Below are 16,989 nucleotides of genomic sequence, written 5' to 3' on the forward strand. Positions count from 1 at the left end.
TCCAACGGCGGACCCCAATCCGCCAGGCCGGCGCCCTACAGGCATTCTACCCCAACGCCCCCCAAAGCGGCGCCGGCCTTCCCCTTGTATGGCGTTGCCAATCAGCAATCTTCGATGGTCTTCTTCATTTGCCCGGGGGCGGCGATCTTGGCGTCCGTGTCCTGCTGACCAGGGGCGGCCTCCTGCGCGCTGCCGGCCTGCTGGCCAGGCGCAATCCTTGGCCCAGTTCGGGTTCGTGCCGCTGGTGGTGGTGGTGTCAGTCCCCTGATCGGTGCCGGGTCGCCTTGCCGAGCGTGTCGATCGGATCATGCGCCATGCAGGATTCGCAGTATCGTGTGCCGGGTCGTCAACCGATTTGCGACTTCTCCCAAATTTCTCGTGAAGCGTTGGGAATAACCGCACTGACCCCATTTGCGGCGGAATCGGTGTCCATTACCGTTCCGTTAACAAATGGACGATTAGATCTAGGTGGGGTCGACCGCGAAAATGTTGCGAGAACGAGGAGCCCATCAATGGCTGCGATTGCCCTTCCTGGCGATTGGACCGAACAGTACAAAGGATCGGAGCTGAACCTCTCCGGGTTCAACCTCTCCTTTTCCGACGAGTTCAATACGCTTGATGTCGTGCCGAACAACGGCACCGGCAAGTGGTTCGCGCCTGTTCACGCCCCCGCGGGGGCCGCAAAGTACATGCCGCCGGTCGGAGAAACCAACCCGTTCTCCGTCTCTGACGGGCTTCTGACGATAACCATGAAGCAGGTGGACGGCGCCTGGCAGTCGGGAACGATGCAAACGGTTAACAGCGCCGGCGAGGGTTTCGCGCAAGAGTACGGGTATTTCGAGATGCGCGCCGCCTTTCACGGCGGAGCAGGAGCCTGGCCGGCCTTCTGGATGCTGTCGCCCGATCAGACTGTGCCACGCGTCGAGGTCGACATCGTTGAAGCGTATGGCGGCGATCCCGATGCTCATCACCAGGCGGTGCACTTGAGCAATAAGGAAAGCCACGCTTGGGAAAGCAACTATACGGGCCTCGACGGTTCGCTGTTCGACGGAGCGTTTCACACGTACGGCGCGAGGATAACGACCGACTGGATCACCACATATTATGACGGCAAAGAGCTGAGCCGCTTTCCAATGAGCGACTTTTTCCGCACGCCGCTCTATATGCTGGTCACGCTAAGCATGTATTCCTCCGAGCAGGCTTCCGGCACGTATGACATGGTCGTCGACTACGTGCGCGCCTATGCTGCGCCGGACGTGATGGAGCAGCACCCGACCGGGACGGATGCGGCGGATATCCTGAACGGCGGCAATTTTGATGACGTTCTGGACGGGGGAGCTGGTGCTGACAAAATGTCCGGTGGTTTCGGCAACGATACCTACCGCGTCGACAACGCATTCGACGTAGTCATTGAGGCTGACGGCGCCGGCATCGATCTGGTCATCACCTCGATGACGTATTCGCTGTCCGGCCAGCAAATAGAGCAGCTCACACTCACCGGTGTTGCCGACATCGACGCGACTGGTAACGAACTCGACAACACGCTGGTCGGCAACGACGGCAGCAACCTGCTCGACGGCGGGGTCGGAATCGACAAGATGGAGGGCGGCGCAGGCAACGATACCTACTATGTCGACAATGCCCTCGACCGCGTGGTCGAGGGCGATGCGGCGGGCAACGATTGGGTGTTCAGCTCGAGCACCTATTCACTGCCACTCTATGTCGAAAATCTGACTCTCATCGGCCTTGGCGCTATCGATGGTCGCGGCAATTCTTCCGACAATGAGCTGAGCGGGAACAATGGGAACAACACGCTGGTCGGCCTTGCCGGCAACGACACCATAAGGGGCGGGGCGGGTAGCGACCGGTTAGCGGGCTATGATGGCGCCGACCTTCTCGATGGCGGGACCGGGGCCGACCTGATGAATGGCGGTACCGGCAACGATACCTATTATGTGGACAATGTACTGGACAACGTCATCGACGAAGCGGGCCTCGACCAGATTTTCAGCTTGGTCACGTACTCACTGGCGGTCGATCGCAGGCTGGTAGAAAATCTGCGTCTGACCGGAAACGCCAACGTCGGAGCCACGGGAAATTCCCTCGACAACGTGCTCGACGGCAACGACAGCGACAACAAACTGGACGGCGGCCGAGGCAATGATTCCGTGTTTGGGTGGGGTGGCAACGATACACTAACGGGCGGCCTGGGCATTGACCAGCTTACTGGTGGCGCCGGCAACGATTCCTTCGTTTTCAGCGCGCCGCTCTTAGTGGCCAACCGCGACATCATCACGGATTTCAACCATACGGCCGATACATTCAGGCTTCAGAATTCGGTAATGCAGGGGCTTGGAGCCACCGGAGCCCTCGAGCCAAGGTACTTCTTCGCTGGGACTAGCGCGCACGACGCCGACGACCACATCGTCTATGACAAGGTTACGGGTGCGTTGTTTTACGATTCCAACGGAAACGTCGCAGGCGGCGTGACACAGCTCGCGACGCTGACGAACAGGCCGACGCTGCTGGCCGACGATTTTTTCGTGATCTGATCCGGCGCCTTCAGCGGTGCGCGTGAAAAAGAGATCGAGCGCACCGCTGTGACTTCTTGTTTGCGCATCGCTTTGTTCGAAAAACCGGTGACCTCTTTTTCGAGCGATGCTCCAAATTAGTTCTACTGCGTCATAAACTGTGTTGGGTGTCACCCCGGCATTCGTCACAGTCCGCAGTTGGCCGGGTGCCGAAGGATACGCTTCGCGGGACACTTTCTTTTCCGACGCGCTCTCCGGCCGCAGAAGTCTCAACCTTGCCAAAGTTGAACTTCTGACCCCTGAGCGGTTATCGCGGAGCGCATTCCGGCCCACAACCGACTTTGCGACATCCCCTTCACTGATTCACTGCCCGTCTAGCGCCAGAATGCGAAATCCGCTGTGAGGGTGGGGGCTTAGCAACAACCGCTCAAGGTCGGTCCGTCGTGGCAGGGCTGACGTGTTTTCATCGAGCCAAGACTGACGCTAGTACCGTGCCGGGAATGAGCTATAATTCAGATACTAATGACTGCCGGGCGCTTGGACAATGGCTGGACTGGGTGAACAGATTGCGCGTCAGCAGCGAACCATGGGACCGCTCCTGGTGGCGGCAGTGGTCATCGGCCTTATAGGTCTGCCCGTCGCAGCCTGGCTCGACCTGCGAGACCTATCGGAACGGATGCTGCGCACGCAAGCCAGCGAAATCAGCCGGATCATCGACGAAATGCGCGGATTCTACGGCAGCGACGTTGTGGGACGCGTGCTGCAAGCAGACGACGCCGTGACCGCGACGCACAACTACCGGGATGTGCCAGGTGCGATCCCTATTCCAGCAACCCTCTCGATCGAACTCGGCAAGCGCATCAGCGCTCACGACGGATCCGTCAAATATCGGTTCGTCTCGGATCTACCTTTCAAAGGTCGCGACCCCCACCAACTCGATGTATTCGAGCGGAATGCAATCCTTGCTTTGCGCGCCAACCCCAGGGAGCCGATCATCGAAGTCTCGGGTTCGCTGTTTGACCGGCACGTCCGCGCCGCGGCCCCTGTTGTAATGGGACAAGTCTGCGTGACCTGCCATAACTCACACCCGGACAGCCCCAAGACGGACTGGAAGGTAGGGGATGTCCGAGGGATCCAGGAGATATCAGTCAATCAGCCGATCGCTGCGAACGTCCTCACCTTCAAGTATCTGCTCCTATATTTCGGCTTCGCGGCAGCGGCGGGCCTGACGTTCATTCTCCTGCAGCGTCGGCAGTCCGCCTTGGTTCAGGGCATCAATAAGGAGCTTTCCGAGGCAAACGACTTCCTGGCCGCGATTTCATTGAAGATCGCCAAATATCTTTCGCCTCAAATTTACAAAAGCATCTTCAGCGGCCAGAAGGACGTCACCATCGCGACCGAGCGCAAGAAGCTCACGATCTTTTTCTCCGACGTCAAGGATTTCACGGCGATCGTGGAACGGCTCCAGCCCGAGGACTTGACGCTTCTCCTCAACGAGTACTTCACCGAGATGTCGACAATCGCGCTCAAATACGGCGGCACCATCGACAAGTTCATCGGCGACGCGCTTCTTGTGTTCTTCGGAGACCCCGAGACGCAAGGCGTCGAGGAAGACGCGAGAGCCTGCTTGCGCATGGCTGTCGACATGCAGCGTCGGCTGGAGCAGTTGAACAGGGCGTGGCATGACCGCGGAGTTGAACGGCCCTTCCGAGTTCGCATGGGCATCAACACGGGCTATTGCAATGTTGGGAACTTCGGTTCCGATGATCGGATGGACTACACGATCATTGGGGCCGAAGCGAACTTGGCGGCCCGACTGCAGTCGATTGCCGAGCCCGGCGGCATCTGCCTCAGCTATGAGACTTACGCGCTCGTCCGCGACCTTGTCCGGGCGCGTCCGTTAGCACCGATTGCCATGAAGGGGATCAGCCGGGAGGTCGTCCCCTACGAAGTCGAGGGCCTCCTGGGTGAACTGGCCCAGCGCCCTCAGGTCATCAGCGAGCACGCGACTGGCCTCGACTTGTTCCTCGATGTCGAGGCAATCGACGAGAACGGGGTCGAGCGGGCGAAGAAACGACTTTCGGAGGCGCTCCTGGCCTTAACCATCCGAAACAAGCCCGCGGCTTTATAAATTTGAAGCGGCGGGACTGGCGCAGGACTCCCCGTTGCATGGGCCGATCGAAGTTCTTCGCAAACAATTGTTCTCCCACGAGAACAGCAGAGATTACAGAGACATAGCGGCCCTGCTATAATCGGGACTTGAAGCAGGCGGACGTACTTGGCCGATGAGCCTGCACGGAAAGGAACTCCGATGCAGGTGGAGCACGGCGATGAAGCCCTTATCGTTTCGCGCCTGTGGCGGATGGGGCTGCTATCTCTCCGCCTGCTGTCGGTCAAATCGGCGGCGTCGGGAATGCTCCTCCTCGCCTCGCAGTGGAGTACCGTCCTGCCGCGGCTCTGATCCCTTACGAGAAGAACGCCCGCACCCACTCCGATGCCCAGGTGGCGCAGATCGCCGCCTCGATCCGGGAATTCGGCTGGACGAACCCGGTCCTGGTCGACGGCGCGAACGGTATCATAGCTGGCCACGGCCGCCTCCTGGCAGCGAGAAAGCTCGGCTTGCAGCAAGTACCCGTTATCGAACTCCTTGGCCTGAGCGAGGCGCAGAAAAGAGTCTTGGTCATAGCCGACAACAAGCTGGCGCTCAATGCCGGCTGGGACACCGAACTGCTGGGTCTCGAACTGGCCGACCTGGGCGAGCTTGGCTTCGATCTGTTCCTCACCGGCTTCGACGATTTGGAAATTGCCGCCTGACCAACATTGGTAAACCTGGCCTTACCGATCCAGATGACGTGCCTGACCCGCCGGAGCAGCCAACCACCCTCCCCGGCGATGTCTGGACGCTCGGCAAGCATCGGCTGATTTGCGGCGACAGCACCAATGCGAAGGATGGCCCCTGAGGGTCTTTAGTCGCTTTGCGAAGTTGTAGGCATCGAGGAAGGAGTCTGGCGCTCGGCGCTCTCGGCTGATCGATGAGCATCGGCGACGGCAAGGCGACCCCTGTAGCAGGCGGCGGTTTGTGTGAGCCAATCATGAAGGCCTACCGCCAGGAAGCACTGGTGCCTGAGCGCGCAAATCGGACTTGAAATATGAAGGCGCGCGGCGCACGATGGCGCAGAAATGCACCGAGAGGGAGACGGGGTCGAGGGCTGGAGCGTAGCAGCGCTTGGAGGAAGCCATGAACGTCAAAGCGATTCTCGAGGACAAGGGTCGAGCCGTCGAGACGATCGGCCCGAACGAGACGCTCGCCGTGGCGATCAACAGGCTCGCCGAACACAGGATCGGCGCACTGGTCGTTACCAATGATGATCGCAAGGTGGTCGGCATCGTGTCCGAGCGCGACATCGTCTGCGCCATGGACAAGTATGGGGCTGCGGCCCTGCAGCAGAGTGTCCGTCACGCAATGACCGCCAAGGTCAACCTCTGCACCGAGAACCACACGATCAACCAGGTCATGGAGATCATGACCACAGGCCGCTTCCGCCACCTGCCCGTGGTAAAGAACGGCCAACTCGACGGCATCGTCTCGATCGGCGACGTGGTGAAGAAGCGCATCGAGGAGGTCGAGCGCGAGGCCGAAGAGATTATTCACTACATCTGGGCGGGGTAAGCTCGCCAAAGGCCCGCCGTCTGGCCGCGACGTCCTTTTTTCAGGGTTTCTGATCCCGTGCCGAACCTCCTTCGGCAGCCTGAATAACGGATAGGCAGGCTGCGGGATCGCACACCATATCAGATGCTGAGACTTGGGCATAACGTAGCGCCAAACCATGCAATCTTGAGAAAAATTCGATACTAGGGCACAATTTGTAGACGCATCTGAAGTGCGCAGCTATCTCAAACCCGGCCGTCTTGCGCCGAGCGACAGATCGCGGCGGAGGGTCGGCGTCGATGGATCAGGCGTTCTTTCTTCTGTTCGCTGCGGCGTCCGTGATCACGGCACTGACCGTGGTCCTGGCGCGGAATCCGGTTCACAGCGCATTGGCGCTGATGGCGTGTTTCCTGCAGATATCGGCAATCTTCGTCTTGCTCGAGGCGCCGTTGCTCGCGGTCATCCAGATATTTGTCTATGTCGGCGCGATCATGGTCCTGTTCCTGTTCGTGATCATGATGATAGATGTGCGCGAAGCGGTGTTGCAGCGCTTCGTGCCGGGCGGCAACCTGCCGGCCATGGTGCTGCTCGTCCTGCTTGGGGTCGAGATGCTTGTGCTGGTGCTCTGGAGCGACCGCTTTTCGGTCACGGAGCCCGTCGTTGTGCGCGGCGGCGATCAGATCAGGCAACTCAGCACGACACTTTTCGCCGACTATCTCCTGCCGTTTGAAGCCGCCTCGGTCATCCTGCTGGCCGCCCTGGTCGGCGCCATCGTGCTGGCGCGGAAGGAGCAGGGGTGATGGTTCCGCTCTCGTGGTATATTTTGCTCGGAGTGGTCCTGTTCGTGATCGGAGCAGCAGGCGTACTGCTCAGGCGCAATATCCTGGTCGTGCTGATGTCGCTGGAGCTCCTGCTCAACTCGGTCAACATCAATTTCATCGCTTTCGGGCATTACGACGACGATTTCCGCGGGCAGATATTCGCGATCTTCGTCATCGCAATCACCGCGGCGGAGGTTGCCGTCGCCCTCGGCATCTTGGTTGCCCTCGTAAGGAACAAGTCCACTCTCAAGGTCGACGACGTGACCATGATGAAAGGATAGCGGCTTGGAACCGGTGATATCGATCCGGCCGCTGCTTGCCGTCGGCGTTGCGGGCCTGGCGGCCCTGGCCGTTCTCCTTCTGAACAACCGCGAGAAACTCCGCGATGTCGTCTCGCCGTTGGCCGCGATCGCCATGTTCGCAATTGTCGCCTCGATGGCGCCCACGGTGCTGGCGGGCGGGACGGTCGATTTGCGCCTGTTCGAGATTCTGCCGGGGATTGACTTCGCTTTCCGGGTCGATGCGCTCGGCATGGTGTTTGCCACCGTCTCGTCGCTCTTGTGGATCGTGGCGGCGATCTATTCCATAGGCTACATGCGCCACTTGAACGAGCACGCGCAGACCCGGTTCTTCGCCTGCTTTGCCGCCAGTCTCGCGGCGGCCGTCGGAGGCGCCTTCGCCGCCAATCTGTTCACGCTGGTGATCTTCTACGAGGTGCTCAGCCTCGTCACCTATCCGCTCGTCTATCACCACGAGGACGAAGAGGGATGGACGGGCAGCCGGAAGTACCTCGTCTATCTGATGGGCGCGTCGAAGAGCGTCCTGCTCGCAGCGCTGGCGCTGACCTACCATCTGGCGGGGTCGCTCGACTTCGTGCCAGGCGGGCTGCTAGCCGGGGTCGATGCCTCGCCGGCGCTGCTGACCGTGGTCTACTTCTGCTATCTGTTCGGCTTCGCCAAGGCCGCGGTGATGCCGATGCACGCCTGGCTGCCTGCCGCGATGGTGGCGCCAACGCCGGTCAGCGCGCTCCTGCATGCAGTGGCCGTGGTCAAGATGGGCGTGTTCTGCGTGCTGCGGGTGGTTTTCCATGTCTTCGGCACAGGGCTGGTCGGGGAGTTGGGCCTTGGCGTAGCCACGGCCTATCTGGTTTCGTTCACGATCCTGATGGCGTCGGTCTACGCCCTGACGCGGGACGACCTGAAGGCTCGGCTCGCCTATTCGACGGTCAGTCAGCTCTCCTACATCGTGCTGGGCGCGGTTCTGCTCTCGCCGGTCGCGATGGTCGGCGGGATCATTCACATCGCGGCGCACGCCTTCTCCAAGATCACGCTCTTCTTCTGCGCCGGATCGATCTATTGCGCGTCTGGCAAGCGGAACATCAGCGACATGGCCGGCATCGGCCGCAGGCTGCCCTGGACGATGGGGGCGTTCTTCGTGGCCTCGCTCAGCATGATCGGGGTGCCGCCGACCGCGGGCTTCGTCAGCAAGTGGTATCTGGCGCTGGGCTCGGTGGAGGCGGGGGAGATTGCGTTCCTGGTCGTGCTCTTGGTGAGTTCGGTCCTGAACGCCGCCTACTTCCTGCCGGTCAGCTATGTCGCTTTTTTCGGGACGGAGACACAGGAAAGTCCGGCGACGGTCCGTGAAATTCCGATGGTGACGATCCCGCTGGTCGCGACCGCGATCCTGTCGGTGTCGATGGGTATTTTCCCCGGCTATTTTCTCACCCTGGCGGAAGGAGTGGTCAGATGATCAGGCGTGTCGTCGATTTCTTTGGTGAGGCGAGATACGCGGAGCAACGCCGCCGGCTGTTTTATCTGGCGCTCGTTCTGATCGTCATCGCCGATTTTCTGGTCCCCCGCGAACACGCTGAATACCTGTGGGACCGCTTGCCGGGCTGGTCGGCCGTCTATGGCTTCTTGTCCTGCGTCCTGCTGATCTTCGTCTCCAAGTTCCTCGGCCATCGGGGCGGGTTGATGCGGCGCGAGGACTATTATGATTGACTTCGTCCATCCCGCCCTGCTGTTCATTCTTGGCGCCCTGCCGATCCCTTTCCTGAAAGGATCAATCCGCAAGGCCTATCTGCTGCTGATCCCGGCGCTGGCGATCCTCGCCGTGCTCACCGCGCAGCCGGGCAGCTACGGCGTGGCGGAGTTCATCGGGCAGGAAATCCTGATTGCGAAGGTCGACAAGCTGAGCATCGTCTTCGCCACCGTTTTCACCATCATGGCGCTGATCGGCATGGTCTATGCGCTGCACCTGACGGGCGCCGGAGAGCATGTGGCGGCGTTCGTCTATGCTGGCAGCGCGCTCGGCGTGGTGTTTGCTGGCGACTACCTGACCCTGTTCTTGTTCTGGGAAGCCATGGCGTTTGCCTCTGCCTATCTGGTTTTCGCCCAGGGAGGCGAGCAGGCGATCCGCGCCGCGTTCCGCTACCTCATGGTCCATATCACTGGCGGCGTCGCCCTGCTCGGCGGCGTCATTCTCCACGGGCTCGCCACCGGCTCTTTCCTCTTCGGCCCGATCGAGGGGGGGATGGACGTCGCCGCCTACCTGATCCTTGCCGGGTTTATGCTCAACGCCGCGGTGCCGCCGCTCAACGCCTGGCTGACTGACGCCTACCCGGAGGCGACCGTCACCGGGGCGGTGTTCATGAGCGCCTTCACCACCAAGACCGCCGTCTACGTGCTGGCGCGGGCGTTTCCGGGGACCGAACTTCTGATCTGGCTCGGCACCATCATGGCGCTTTACGGCGTCATCTACGCGGTGCTGGAGAACGACTGCCGGCGGCTCCTGGCCTATCACATCGTCAGCCAGGTGGGCTACATGGTGGCGGGCGTCGGCATCGGTACCGAGATGGCGGTTAACGGGGCTTCCAGCCATGCCTTCGCGCATATCCTCTACAAGGCGCTCCTGTTCATGGGCGCGGGGGCGGTGATCTACGTCACCGGGCGGCGCAAGCTCACCGAGCTCGGCGGGCTCTACAGGACCATGCCGCTGACCGTGGCGCTCTACATGGTCGGCGCCTTCGCGATCTCGGCATTTCCGTTCTTCTCGGGCTTCGTCACCAAGTCGATGGTGGTCGCCGCCGCCGGGCAGGACCACCGCGCGCTGGTGGTGTTAGCGCTCACCATGGCGTCGTCGGGAACCTTCCTGCACACCGGGCTGAAGCTGCCCTACTACATGTTCTTCGGCACCGACCGGGGGCTTCAGGCGCGCGAGCCGCCCCGCAACATGCTCGTTGCGATGGGCATGGCGGCGGTGCTCTGCATTGCGATCGGGGTTTTCCCCCAGCCGCTCTACTCGCTTCTGCCCTATCGGGTCGACTTCGAACCCTACACCGGCGTCCATGTCACCGAGAGCCTCGGTGTGCTGATGTTCACCGCGCTGGGCTTCGTGCTGTTCCTCAGGGCGCTCGACCCCGAGAACACGATCAGCCTCGACACCGACTGGTTCTACCGCAAAGGCGCGCGGCATTTCATGTGGCTCGCCGAAAAACCGTTGGCGCGCTACGAGCAGGCGGTGAGCGACGTGTCCGAGACCGCGGTGCTGCCCTTCCTGCACGGGACCGCACGGGCCGGACTGCGGATCGATCTCAACGGTGTGGACGCCGTCGTGAGCGGCGTCGCCCGCTCGATCCTGCGCGGTGGCGGCGCGCTGCGCAAGCTGCAGACCGGCGTCGTGACCCATTACGCGCTGGCGATGATCGTCGGTGTGATCGCAGCCATCGCCGTCTTCGCCGTGGCGTGGCAGTAGGGTGCGATGGCGTTCCCGCTGCTTAGCCTCATCGTGTTCATGCCCGCTGCCGGGGCAGCGGTTGTGATGTTTCTCCGCAACGACGATGCGGTGCGGTGGACGGCGCTGGGCGTCACCGTCCTCGACTTTGCTCTCTGCATCGTGATGCTGGCCGGCTTTGACACCACTACCCACGAGATGCAGTTCACCGAAACGCGCCCGTGGGTGCCCGCGCTCGGAATCACTTACGCGCTTGGCATCGACGGAATCAGCGCGCTCTTTGTATTCCTGACTGCGCTATTGGGCTGGATCTGCGTGCTCGCCTCGTGGGTCGCGATCGACCGCAAGGTGAAGGAGTTCATGGTCAGCCTGCTGGCCATGCAGGCGCTGATGCTGGGGGCGTTCTGCGCGCTCGACCTGTTCCTGTTCTACGTCTTCTGGGAGGCGATGCTGATCCCGATGTACGTGATCATCGGCGTCTGGGGCGGCGACGGCCGGGTCTATGCGGCGTTCAAATTCTTCCTCTACACGCTGGCGGGCAGCCTTCTGTTCCTGATCGGGGTCATCGTGCTCTATCTCCACGGCGGCGAGACCTTCGACATCCTCGCCCTGACGGCGCAGGATTTGCCGTTCCGGGTTCAGTCCTGGCTGTTCTTTGCTTTCCTGATCGCTTTCGCAGTCAAGGTGCCGATGGTCCCGGTCCATACATGGCTGCCGGACGCCCATGTGCAAGCGCCGACGGCGGGCAGCATCATCCTCGCCGGAGTGCTCCTGAAGATGGGCGCCTACGGGTTCCTGCGGTTCTCGCTGCCGATGCTGCCGGAGGCGTCGGTGCATTATTCGACGCTGATGCTGGCCCTTTCGGCGCTTGCGATCGTCTATGGCGGGTTACTTGCCTTGGCGCAGGATGACCTCAAGAAGCTGGTGGCCTATTCCAGCATCAGCCACATGGGCTTCGTGACGCTGGGGATTTTCACGTTGAACCTCCGCGGGCTCGAGGGCGGCATCCTGCAAATGTTCAATCATGGCGTAACGACGGGCGCGTTGTTCCTGTTCGTCGGCCTGATCTACGAGCGGACCCATACCCGCAGCATCGCGGATTATGGCGGGCTGATGAAGGCGGCGCCGGTCTATACCGCGTTTCTTGCGCTGTTCACCCTGTCGTCGATGGCGCTGCCGGGAACGAATTCGTTCGTGGGCGAGTTGCTGGTGCTGTCAGGCGCGTTCGCGGCCAATCTGGCTGTCGGCGCCGCCGCCGTTCTGGGGGCTCTGCTGGGCGCGGCCTACCTGCTTGGCATGTATAGGAAAGTCGCGCTCGGTCCGGCCAGCGTCGGCGCGCGGTTCAAGATACGCGACGTGAACGCCCGCGAACTGGTGGCGATCGTGCCACTGGCCGCCTTCGTGCTCTGGGTCGGGCTCTATCCGAAACCCTTTCTCGACATCATCGACGCATCGGCGAAGCATCTGCTCGCGCAGGTGCACGGCAGGGGGGGCAACCCGTGACCGACGCCGCGCTCTACCAGTCGATCCTTGCGAGCCTGCCCGAGATCGTCGTGGTCACCGGCGCCTGCATCCTCCTGATCCTGGGTCAGATTCTGCCAAAGGGGCGGGGGCATTTCCTCGTCTGGGCTTCCGCTGCAACCGTCCTGGTTGCGGCCCTGGCGACACTGTTACTGGCGGGCGAGGTGCGGTCGGCCTATTCGGGCATGTTTATCGCCGACCGCTTCGCGGTTTTCTTCAAGATGGTGTTCTACCTTTCGACCATCCTGACGTTCCTCCTGTCGCGAAAATATGCCGAGATCGAGCGGATCGCGTTGAGCGAATACTATGTCCTGCTGCTCTTTGCGCTTTCCGGCATGATGATCATGGCCTCGGCAACCGATCTTCTGTCGGTCTATGTCGGCCTCGAGTTGATGTCGCTCTCCACCTATGTGCTCACCGGCTTCCTCAGGAAGGAGCGGCGGTCGAACGAGGCGGCGCTGAAATACGTGGTTCTCGGCGGGGTCTCGACGGGAATCTTCCTCTACGGCGTCTCGCTGATCTACGGGATCACCGGCACGACGCAGCTGGACGGGATGGCAGCGGCGGTGACCGGCGACCCGCTCGATCCCGGATTGCTTCTGGCGGTGGTCTTCATCGTCGCGGGGCTGGTCTTCAAGGTCGGCGCCGTGCCGTTCCACATGTGGGTGCCGGACGTCTATGAAGGCGCCCCGACGACGATCACCGCCTTCATGTCAGTGGGCCCCAAGGCGGCGGGGTTCGCGGTGATCCTGCGCGTGTTCCTCAACCCGCTGGTCGCCGCTTCCGACGCCTGGATCATCGTCGCGGTGATCGCGGTGGTGACGATGGCGCTCGGCAGCTTCGTGGCGCTGGTGCAGGACAATTTCAAGCGCCTGCTCGCCTATTCCAGCATCGCCCATGCGGGCTTCGCGCTCTTCGGCGTGGTGGCGGGTGGCGCCGACGGGATTGCCGGCGTGATGCTCTACCTGCTGATCTACGCCTTCATGAATCTCGGTATCTTCGGCATCGTCATCATGATGCGGAATGGCGATTTCTCCGGCGAGGTCATCGAGGACTACGCCGGCTTCGCCAAATCGCATCGCGGGTTGGCGCTTCTGATGCTGCTCTACCTGTTCTCGCTCGCCGGCATTCCGCCGACAGCCGGGTTCTTCGCCAAGTTCTACGTGCTGGTCGCGCTCGTCGAGCGGGGTTTCGTCACGCTGGCGGTGATCGCGGTGCTGCTGAGCGCCGTCGCCGCCTACTTCTACATCCGCATCGTCATGGTGATCTACATGCGCGAGCCGGAGCGCGCGTTCGAGCCTGCCCTGACGCCGTCCGTCCGCGCCACGCTCGCCTTGACCGCCGCCGGCACCATCGGCATCGGACTGTTTCCGGCGTGGTTTCTGAGGCTTGCCCAGAGTTCCGTGTTCGGCGGTTGACTACGATTGGATTTGCAATGAACCGGCCAACCGAATAGTCTTGGCGCTACGAAAGGATGCCCTAGTCGCTGCACGAGGGCCGCACCGCCGGCCAGAAGATTGGTCGGTCGCAGCTTGAGCAAGCCCTCGGTGGGTGACCGGGGCAGCGCGACATGACTGGAATGGAATTCCTGCCGGTTCTCTTCATGGTCGCCGGAATTGTGCTGGTGGCCGTGGCGACGCTGTTCGTCTCCTCGCTCCTGCGCCCGTCCAACCCCTATCCCGCGAAGAACATGCCCTATGAGTGCGGTATGGACCCGGCCGGCGAGGCCGCCGGGGGCCGCTTCAGGGTGCAGTTCTTCATCCTCGCAATCCTGCTGGTGGTGTTCGACGTCGAGGCGATGTTCCTGTTTCCCTGGGCGGTCGTGCTGAAGGAGATCGGGCTCGTCGGCTATGTCGAGATGTTTGTCTTCATGCTGCTGCTTATCGTGGGCTTCGCCTACGCCTGGCTGAAAGGAGCGCTGGAATGGGAGGAGTAGGCGAAACGATCCGCGACAGCGTGCTGTTCACCACCGCCGACAGCGTCATCAGCTGGAGCCGGCGGTCGGCGCTCTGGCCCGAGACCTTCGGGATTGCCTGCTGCGCCATCGAGATGATTTCGGCCGGCTGCGCCCGCTACGACCTCGACCGCTTCGGCGTGGTGTTTCGGCCTTCGCCGCGCCAGTCCGACGTGATGATCATCGCCGGCACGGTGACGCGGAAGTTCGCTCCGGTCGTGCGCCGGCTCTTCGACCAGATGCCGGAGCCACGCTGGGTCATCGCCATGGGCACCTGCGCGATCTCGGGCGGGGTCTACAACACTTACGCCGTGGTGCAGGGGGCGGAGACTTTCGTGCCGGTGGACGTGCATGTGCCCGGCTGCCCGCCGCGGCCCGAGGCACTGATGCATGGCATCCTTCTGCTCCAAGAGAAGATCAAGAGGTCCCGCGCGCTGGCCGGGACGCCTCTGGATCGGGTTGCAGCCTCATGAGCGTGGAGACGTCCCTCATCCGCACCCTGATCGCGGAACGTTTCGGGGGGGAAATCGAGGAGCTTGGCTTCTCGCATGGGGTTCACGCTTTCGCCTCACCGCCTGACATGATCGTCGAGCTTTGCCAATTCCTGAAGGGCCATCCGACGCTGCGGTTCGATTTCCTGTCCGACATCTGCGGGGTCGACCATTATCCCGAAACGCTGCGCTACGAGGCGGTGTACCACCTCTATTCGCTGCCGAACAAATGGCGCGTTCGGATCAAATGCCGCCTCGGCGATCCGCCGCGGGTCCCGTCGGTGACGGGGGTCTGGCGGACCGCCAACTGGCACGAGCGCGAGGCCTGGGATATGTATGGCATCCGGTTCGAGGGCCATCCCGACCTGCGCCGGATCTACATGTGGGAAGGCTTCGAGGGCTTTCCGCAGCGCAAGGACTTTCCGCTCCGGGGCTACAAGGACACGCTGAACCCGTTTGGCGCGGAAGGCCCGCCGCCGACGCAGCCCGATCTCGCCACCAAGGACATTCCATAAGGGAGGCCGTTCGACGCCGGGAAGTGAGATGACCGAAGTCACGGAACTGAGCAGGCAGGCAGGTGAAGCGCTCGACACAAAGGAGGTGCTTCTCAACCTCGGCCCGCAGCATCCCAGCACGCATGGGGTGCTGCGGCTCGTCCTTGAGCTGGACGGCGAGTATGTCGCGCGCGTGGACCCACACATCGGCTACCTCCACCGCGGCACCGAAAAGCTGGCCGAGAGCTTCACTTACACCCAGATTTTTCCGCTAACCGACCGGCTCGACTACCTCTGCCCGCCCTCGAACAACCTCGCTTTCGCGCTAGCGGTGGAGAAGCTCCTGGGCATCGAAGCGCCGATCCGCGCGCAATATATCCGCGTGCTGATGGCCGAACTCGCGCGGATCTCCGGTCACCTCCTGATCACCGGCGCGTTGCCGATGGACCTGGGCGCCATGACCGCGTTGGTTTACGCCATGCGCGAGCGTGAAATGATCATGGACCTGTTGGAGATGATCAGCGGGGCGCGTATGCACACCTCTTTCTGCAGGGTCGGCGGCGTGCGCGAGGATCTGCCTGACGGATTCTTCCCCAAGATCAGGGAGTTCTGCGACATCTTCCCGAACCGGATCCGCGACTATGAACGGCTGGTCGAGAACAACCGGGTGTTCCTGAAGCGCACGCAGGGGATCGGCGTGATCTCCGCCGAGGACGGCATCGATCTTGGCCTGAGCGGCCCGAACCTGCGGGCCTCGGGCGTCGACTGGGACATCCGCCGCGACGAGCCCTATGAGATCTACGACCGGTTGGCTTTCAACGTCATTACCCGCGATGAGGGTGATTGCTACGCGCGCTGGCGATGCCGCGTCGAGGAGATGCGCGAGAGCGTCCGGATCATCGAACAATGCCTCGACCAGATGCCCGAGGGGCCGTTCCAGATCGATATGCCGACAATCGCTTTCCCGGTGAACAAGGACAAAGTACACTGCTCGATGGAGGCGCTGATCCAGCATTTCGACCTCTCGGCCTATGGCTTCAAGGTACCGAAGGGCGAGGTCTATTCGGCGATCGAGGCGCCAAAGGGCGAGCTCGGGTTCTACATCATCAGCGACGGGTCGCAAAAACCGTTCCGGATGAAAGTGCGGGCACCGTCATTCGTCAACCTTCAGGGACTGTTCGGGGTCGGCAATGCCCGCTACCTGGCGGACATGATCGCCGTGCTGGGCAGCCTCGACCCTGTGATGGCCGAGGTGGACAAGTAGCAGGAGATTTTGGACGCGATGAACATGCGTGAACAGATCGAGGCGGCGGCGGCGCGGTATCCCGACCAGCGCTCGGCGATCATGCCCGCGCTTCTGATCGCGCAGAAGGAACATGGCCACCTGCCCGGCCCGGTGTTGGAAGAGGTCTCCGACATCCTCGGTGTCGAGCGGGTCTGGGTCTACGAATTGGCGACCTTCTACACCCTTTTCCACACCGAGCCGGTGGGTCTGTTCCACCTGCAACTCTGCGACAACCTCTCCTGCATGCTGCGCCGATCCGAGGACCTGCTGAGGCATCTGGAGACTGTGCTGGGGATCGAAAAGGGCGGCACGACCCCGGACGGGCTGTTCACGCTTTCGACCGTCGAATGCCTCGGCGCTTGCGAGATGGCCCCGGTGATGCAGGTCGGCGACGACTATCACGGCGACCTCGACATTGCGCGGATCGACGCGCTCTTGGACAGGCTGCGCGCGGCGGCAGGGCAAGCGACTGGCGCCGAACTCGCCGCCGCAGGACCGCCGGGTGAATAGC

At 62.0% G+C, this 16,989-nt stretch carries 17 protein-coding genes; all 17 read left to right on the plus strand.

What is annotated here, in order from left to right; translation table 11 throughout:
* The first annotated feature begins 512 nt into the window (after nt 1-512).
* Nucleotides 513-2,552 carry a family 16 glycosylhydrolase gene (locus AC0L3I_RS19800; protein ID WP_473527957.1) on the plus strand — a complete coding sequence of 680 codons (2,040 nt, stop codon included), beginning with the start codon at nt 513-515 and terminating at the stop codon, nt 2,550-2,552.
* Between the two features lie 523 nt (nt 2,553-3,075).
* Complete coding sequence (locus AC0L3I_RS19805; RefSeq protein WP_473527958.1) at nt 3,076-4,662, plus strand: adenylate/guanylate cyclase domain-containing protein; 1,587 nt, start codon at nt 3,076-3,078, stop codon at nt 4,660-4,662.
* Nucleotides 4,663-4,842: 180 nt separating this feature from the next.
* Nucleotides 4,843-4,992, plus strand: coding sequence for a hypothetical protein (locus tag AC0L3I_RS19810; RefSeq protein ID WP_473527959.1), 150 nt, complete (start codon nt 4,843-4,845; stop codon nt 4,990-4,992).
* Between the two features lie 41 nt (nt 4,993-5,033).
* Complete coding sequence (locus tag AC0L3I_RS19815; RefSeq protein WP_473527960.1) at nt 5,034-5,345, plus strand: ParB/Srx family N-terminal domain-containing protein; 312 nt, start codon at nt 5,034-5,036, stop codon at nt 5,343-5,345.
* Nucleotides 5,346-5,769: 424 nt separating this feature from the next.
* On the plus strand, nt 5,770-6,201 hold the full coding sequence (locus AC0L3I_RS19820; RefSeq protein WP_473487326.1) for a CBS domain-containing protein: 432 nt from the start codon (nt 5,770-5,772) through the stop codon (nt 6,199-6,201).
* Nucleotides 6,202-6,479: 278 nt separating this feature from the next.
* Nucleotides 6,480-6,980, plus strand: a complete 501-nt coding sequence (locus tag AC0L3I_RS19825; protein WP_473527961.1) for an NADH-quinone oxidoreductase subunit J family protein — start codon at nt 6,480-6,482, stop codon at nt 6,978-6,980.
* Nucleotides 6,980-7,282 (plus strand): NADH-quinone oxidoreductase subunit NuoK, encoded by a 303-nt coding sequence (gene nuoK / locus AC0L3I_RS19830; RefSeq protein ID WP_123151419.1) that lies wholly within the window; start codon nt 6,980-6,982, stop codon nt 7,280-7,282. Before AC0L3I_RS19825 ends, nuoK begins: the two co-directional genes overlap by 1 nt.
* Before the next feature lie 4 nt (nt 7,283-7,286).
* Nucleotides 7,287-8,750 (plus strand): monovalent cation/H+ antiporter subunit D family protein, encoded by a 1,464-nt coding sequence (locus AC0L3I_RS19835; RefSeq protein ID WP_473527962.1) that lies wholly within the window; start codon nt 7,287-7,289, stop codon nt 8,748-8,750.
* The gene (locus AC0L3I_RS19840) at nt 8,747-9,001 is read left to right on the plus strand and encodes a hypothetical protein (RefSeq protein ID WP_473527963.1); all 255 of its coding nucleotides are present in this window, start codon (nt 8,747-8,749) and stop codon (nt 8,999-9,001) included. The genes AC0L3I_RS19835 and AC0L3I_RS19840 overlap by 4 nt, the downstream gene beginning before the upstream one ends.
* On the plus strand, nt 8,994-10,754 hold the full coding sequence (locus AC0L3I_RS19845; protein ID WP_473527964.1) for a Na(+)/H(+) antiporter subunit D: 1,761 nt from the start codon (nt 8,994-8,996) through the stop codon (nt 10,752-10,754). Before AC0L3I_RS19840 ends, AC0L3I_RS19845 begins: the two co-directional genes overlap by 8 nt.
* Before the next feature lie 6 nt (nt 10,755-10,760).
* Nucleotides 10,761-12,236, plus strand: coding sequence for an NADH-quinone oxidoreductase subunit M (locus AC0L3I_RS19850; protein ID WP_473527965.1), 1,476 nt, complete (start codon nt 10,761-10,763; stop codon nt 12,234-12,236).
* The gene (locus AC0L3I_RS19855) at nt 12,233-13,672 is read left to right on the plus strand and encodes an NADH-quinone oxidoreductase subunit N (protein ID WP_473527966.1); all 1,440 of its coding nucleotides are present in this window, start codon (nt 12,233-12,235) and stop codon (nt 13,670-13,672) included. The genes AC0L3I_RS19850 and AC0L3I_RS19855 overlap by 4 nt, the downstream gene beginning before the upstream one ends.
* A 152-nt stretch (nt 13,673-13,824) precedes the next feature.
* Entirely contained in the window at nt 13,825-14,190 is a 366-nt protein-coding gene (locus AC0L3I_RS19860) for an NADH-quinone oxidoreductase subunit A (RefSeq protein WP_023800384.1), read from the plus strand.
* Nucleotides 14,178-14,681 (plus strand): NuoB/complex I 20 kDa subunit family protein, encoded by a 504-nt coding sequence (locus AC0L3I_RS19865; protein ID WP_027152448.1) that lies wholly within the window; start codon nt 14,178-14,180, stop codon nt 14,679-14,681. The genes AC0L3I_RS19860 and AC0L3I_RS19865 overlap by 13 nt, the downstream gene beginning before the upstream one ends.
* Complete coding sequence (locus AC0L3I_RS19870; protein WP_128179632.1) at nt 14,678-15,214, plus strand: NADH-quinone oxidoreductase subunit C; 537 nt, start codon at nt 14,678-14,680, stop codon at nt 15,212-15,214. The genes AC0L3I_RS19865 and AC0L3I_RS19870 overlap by 4 nt, the downstream gene beginning before the upstream one ends.
* A 28-nt stretch (nt 15,215-15,242) precedes the next feature.
* Nucleotides 15,243-16,457, plus strand: coding sequence for an NADH dehydrogenase (quinone) subunit D (nuoD, locus tag AC0L3I_RS19875; protein ID WP_473527967.1), 1,215 nt, complete (start codon nt 15,243-15,245; stop codon nt 16,455-16,457).
* Nucleotides 16,458-16,475: 18 nt separating this feature from the next.
* Entirely contained in the window at nt 16,476-16,988 is a 513-nt protein-coding gene (locus AC0L3I_RS19880; protein WP_065007026.1) for an NADH-quinone oxidoreductase subunit NuoE, read from the plus strand.
* The last annotated feature ends 1 nt before the right edge of the window (nt 16,989 follow it).

This window comes from Mesorhizobium sp. WSM4840 (assembly GCF_055811755.1).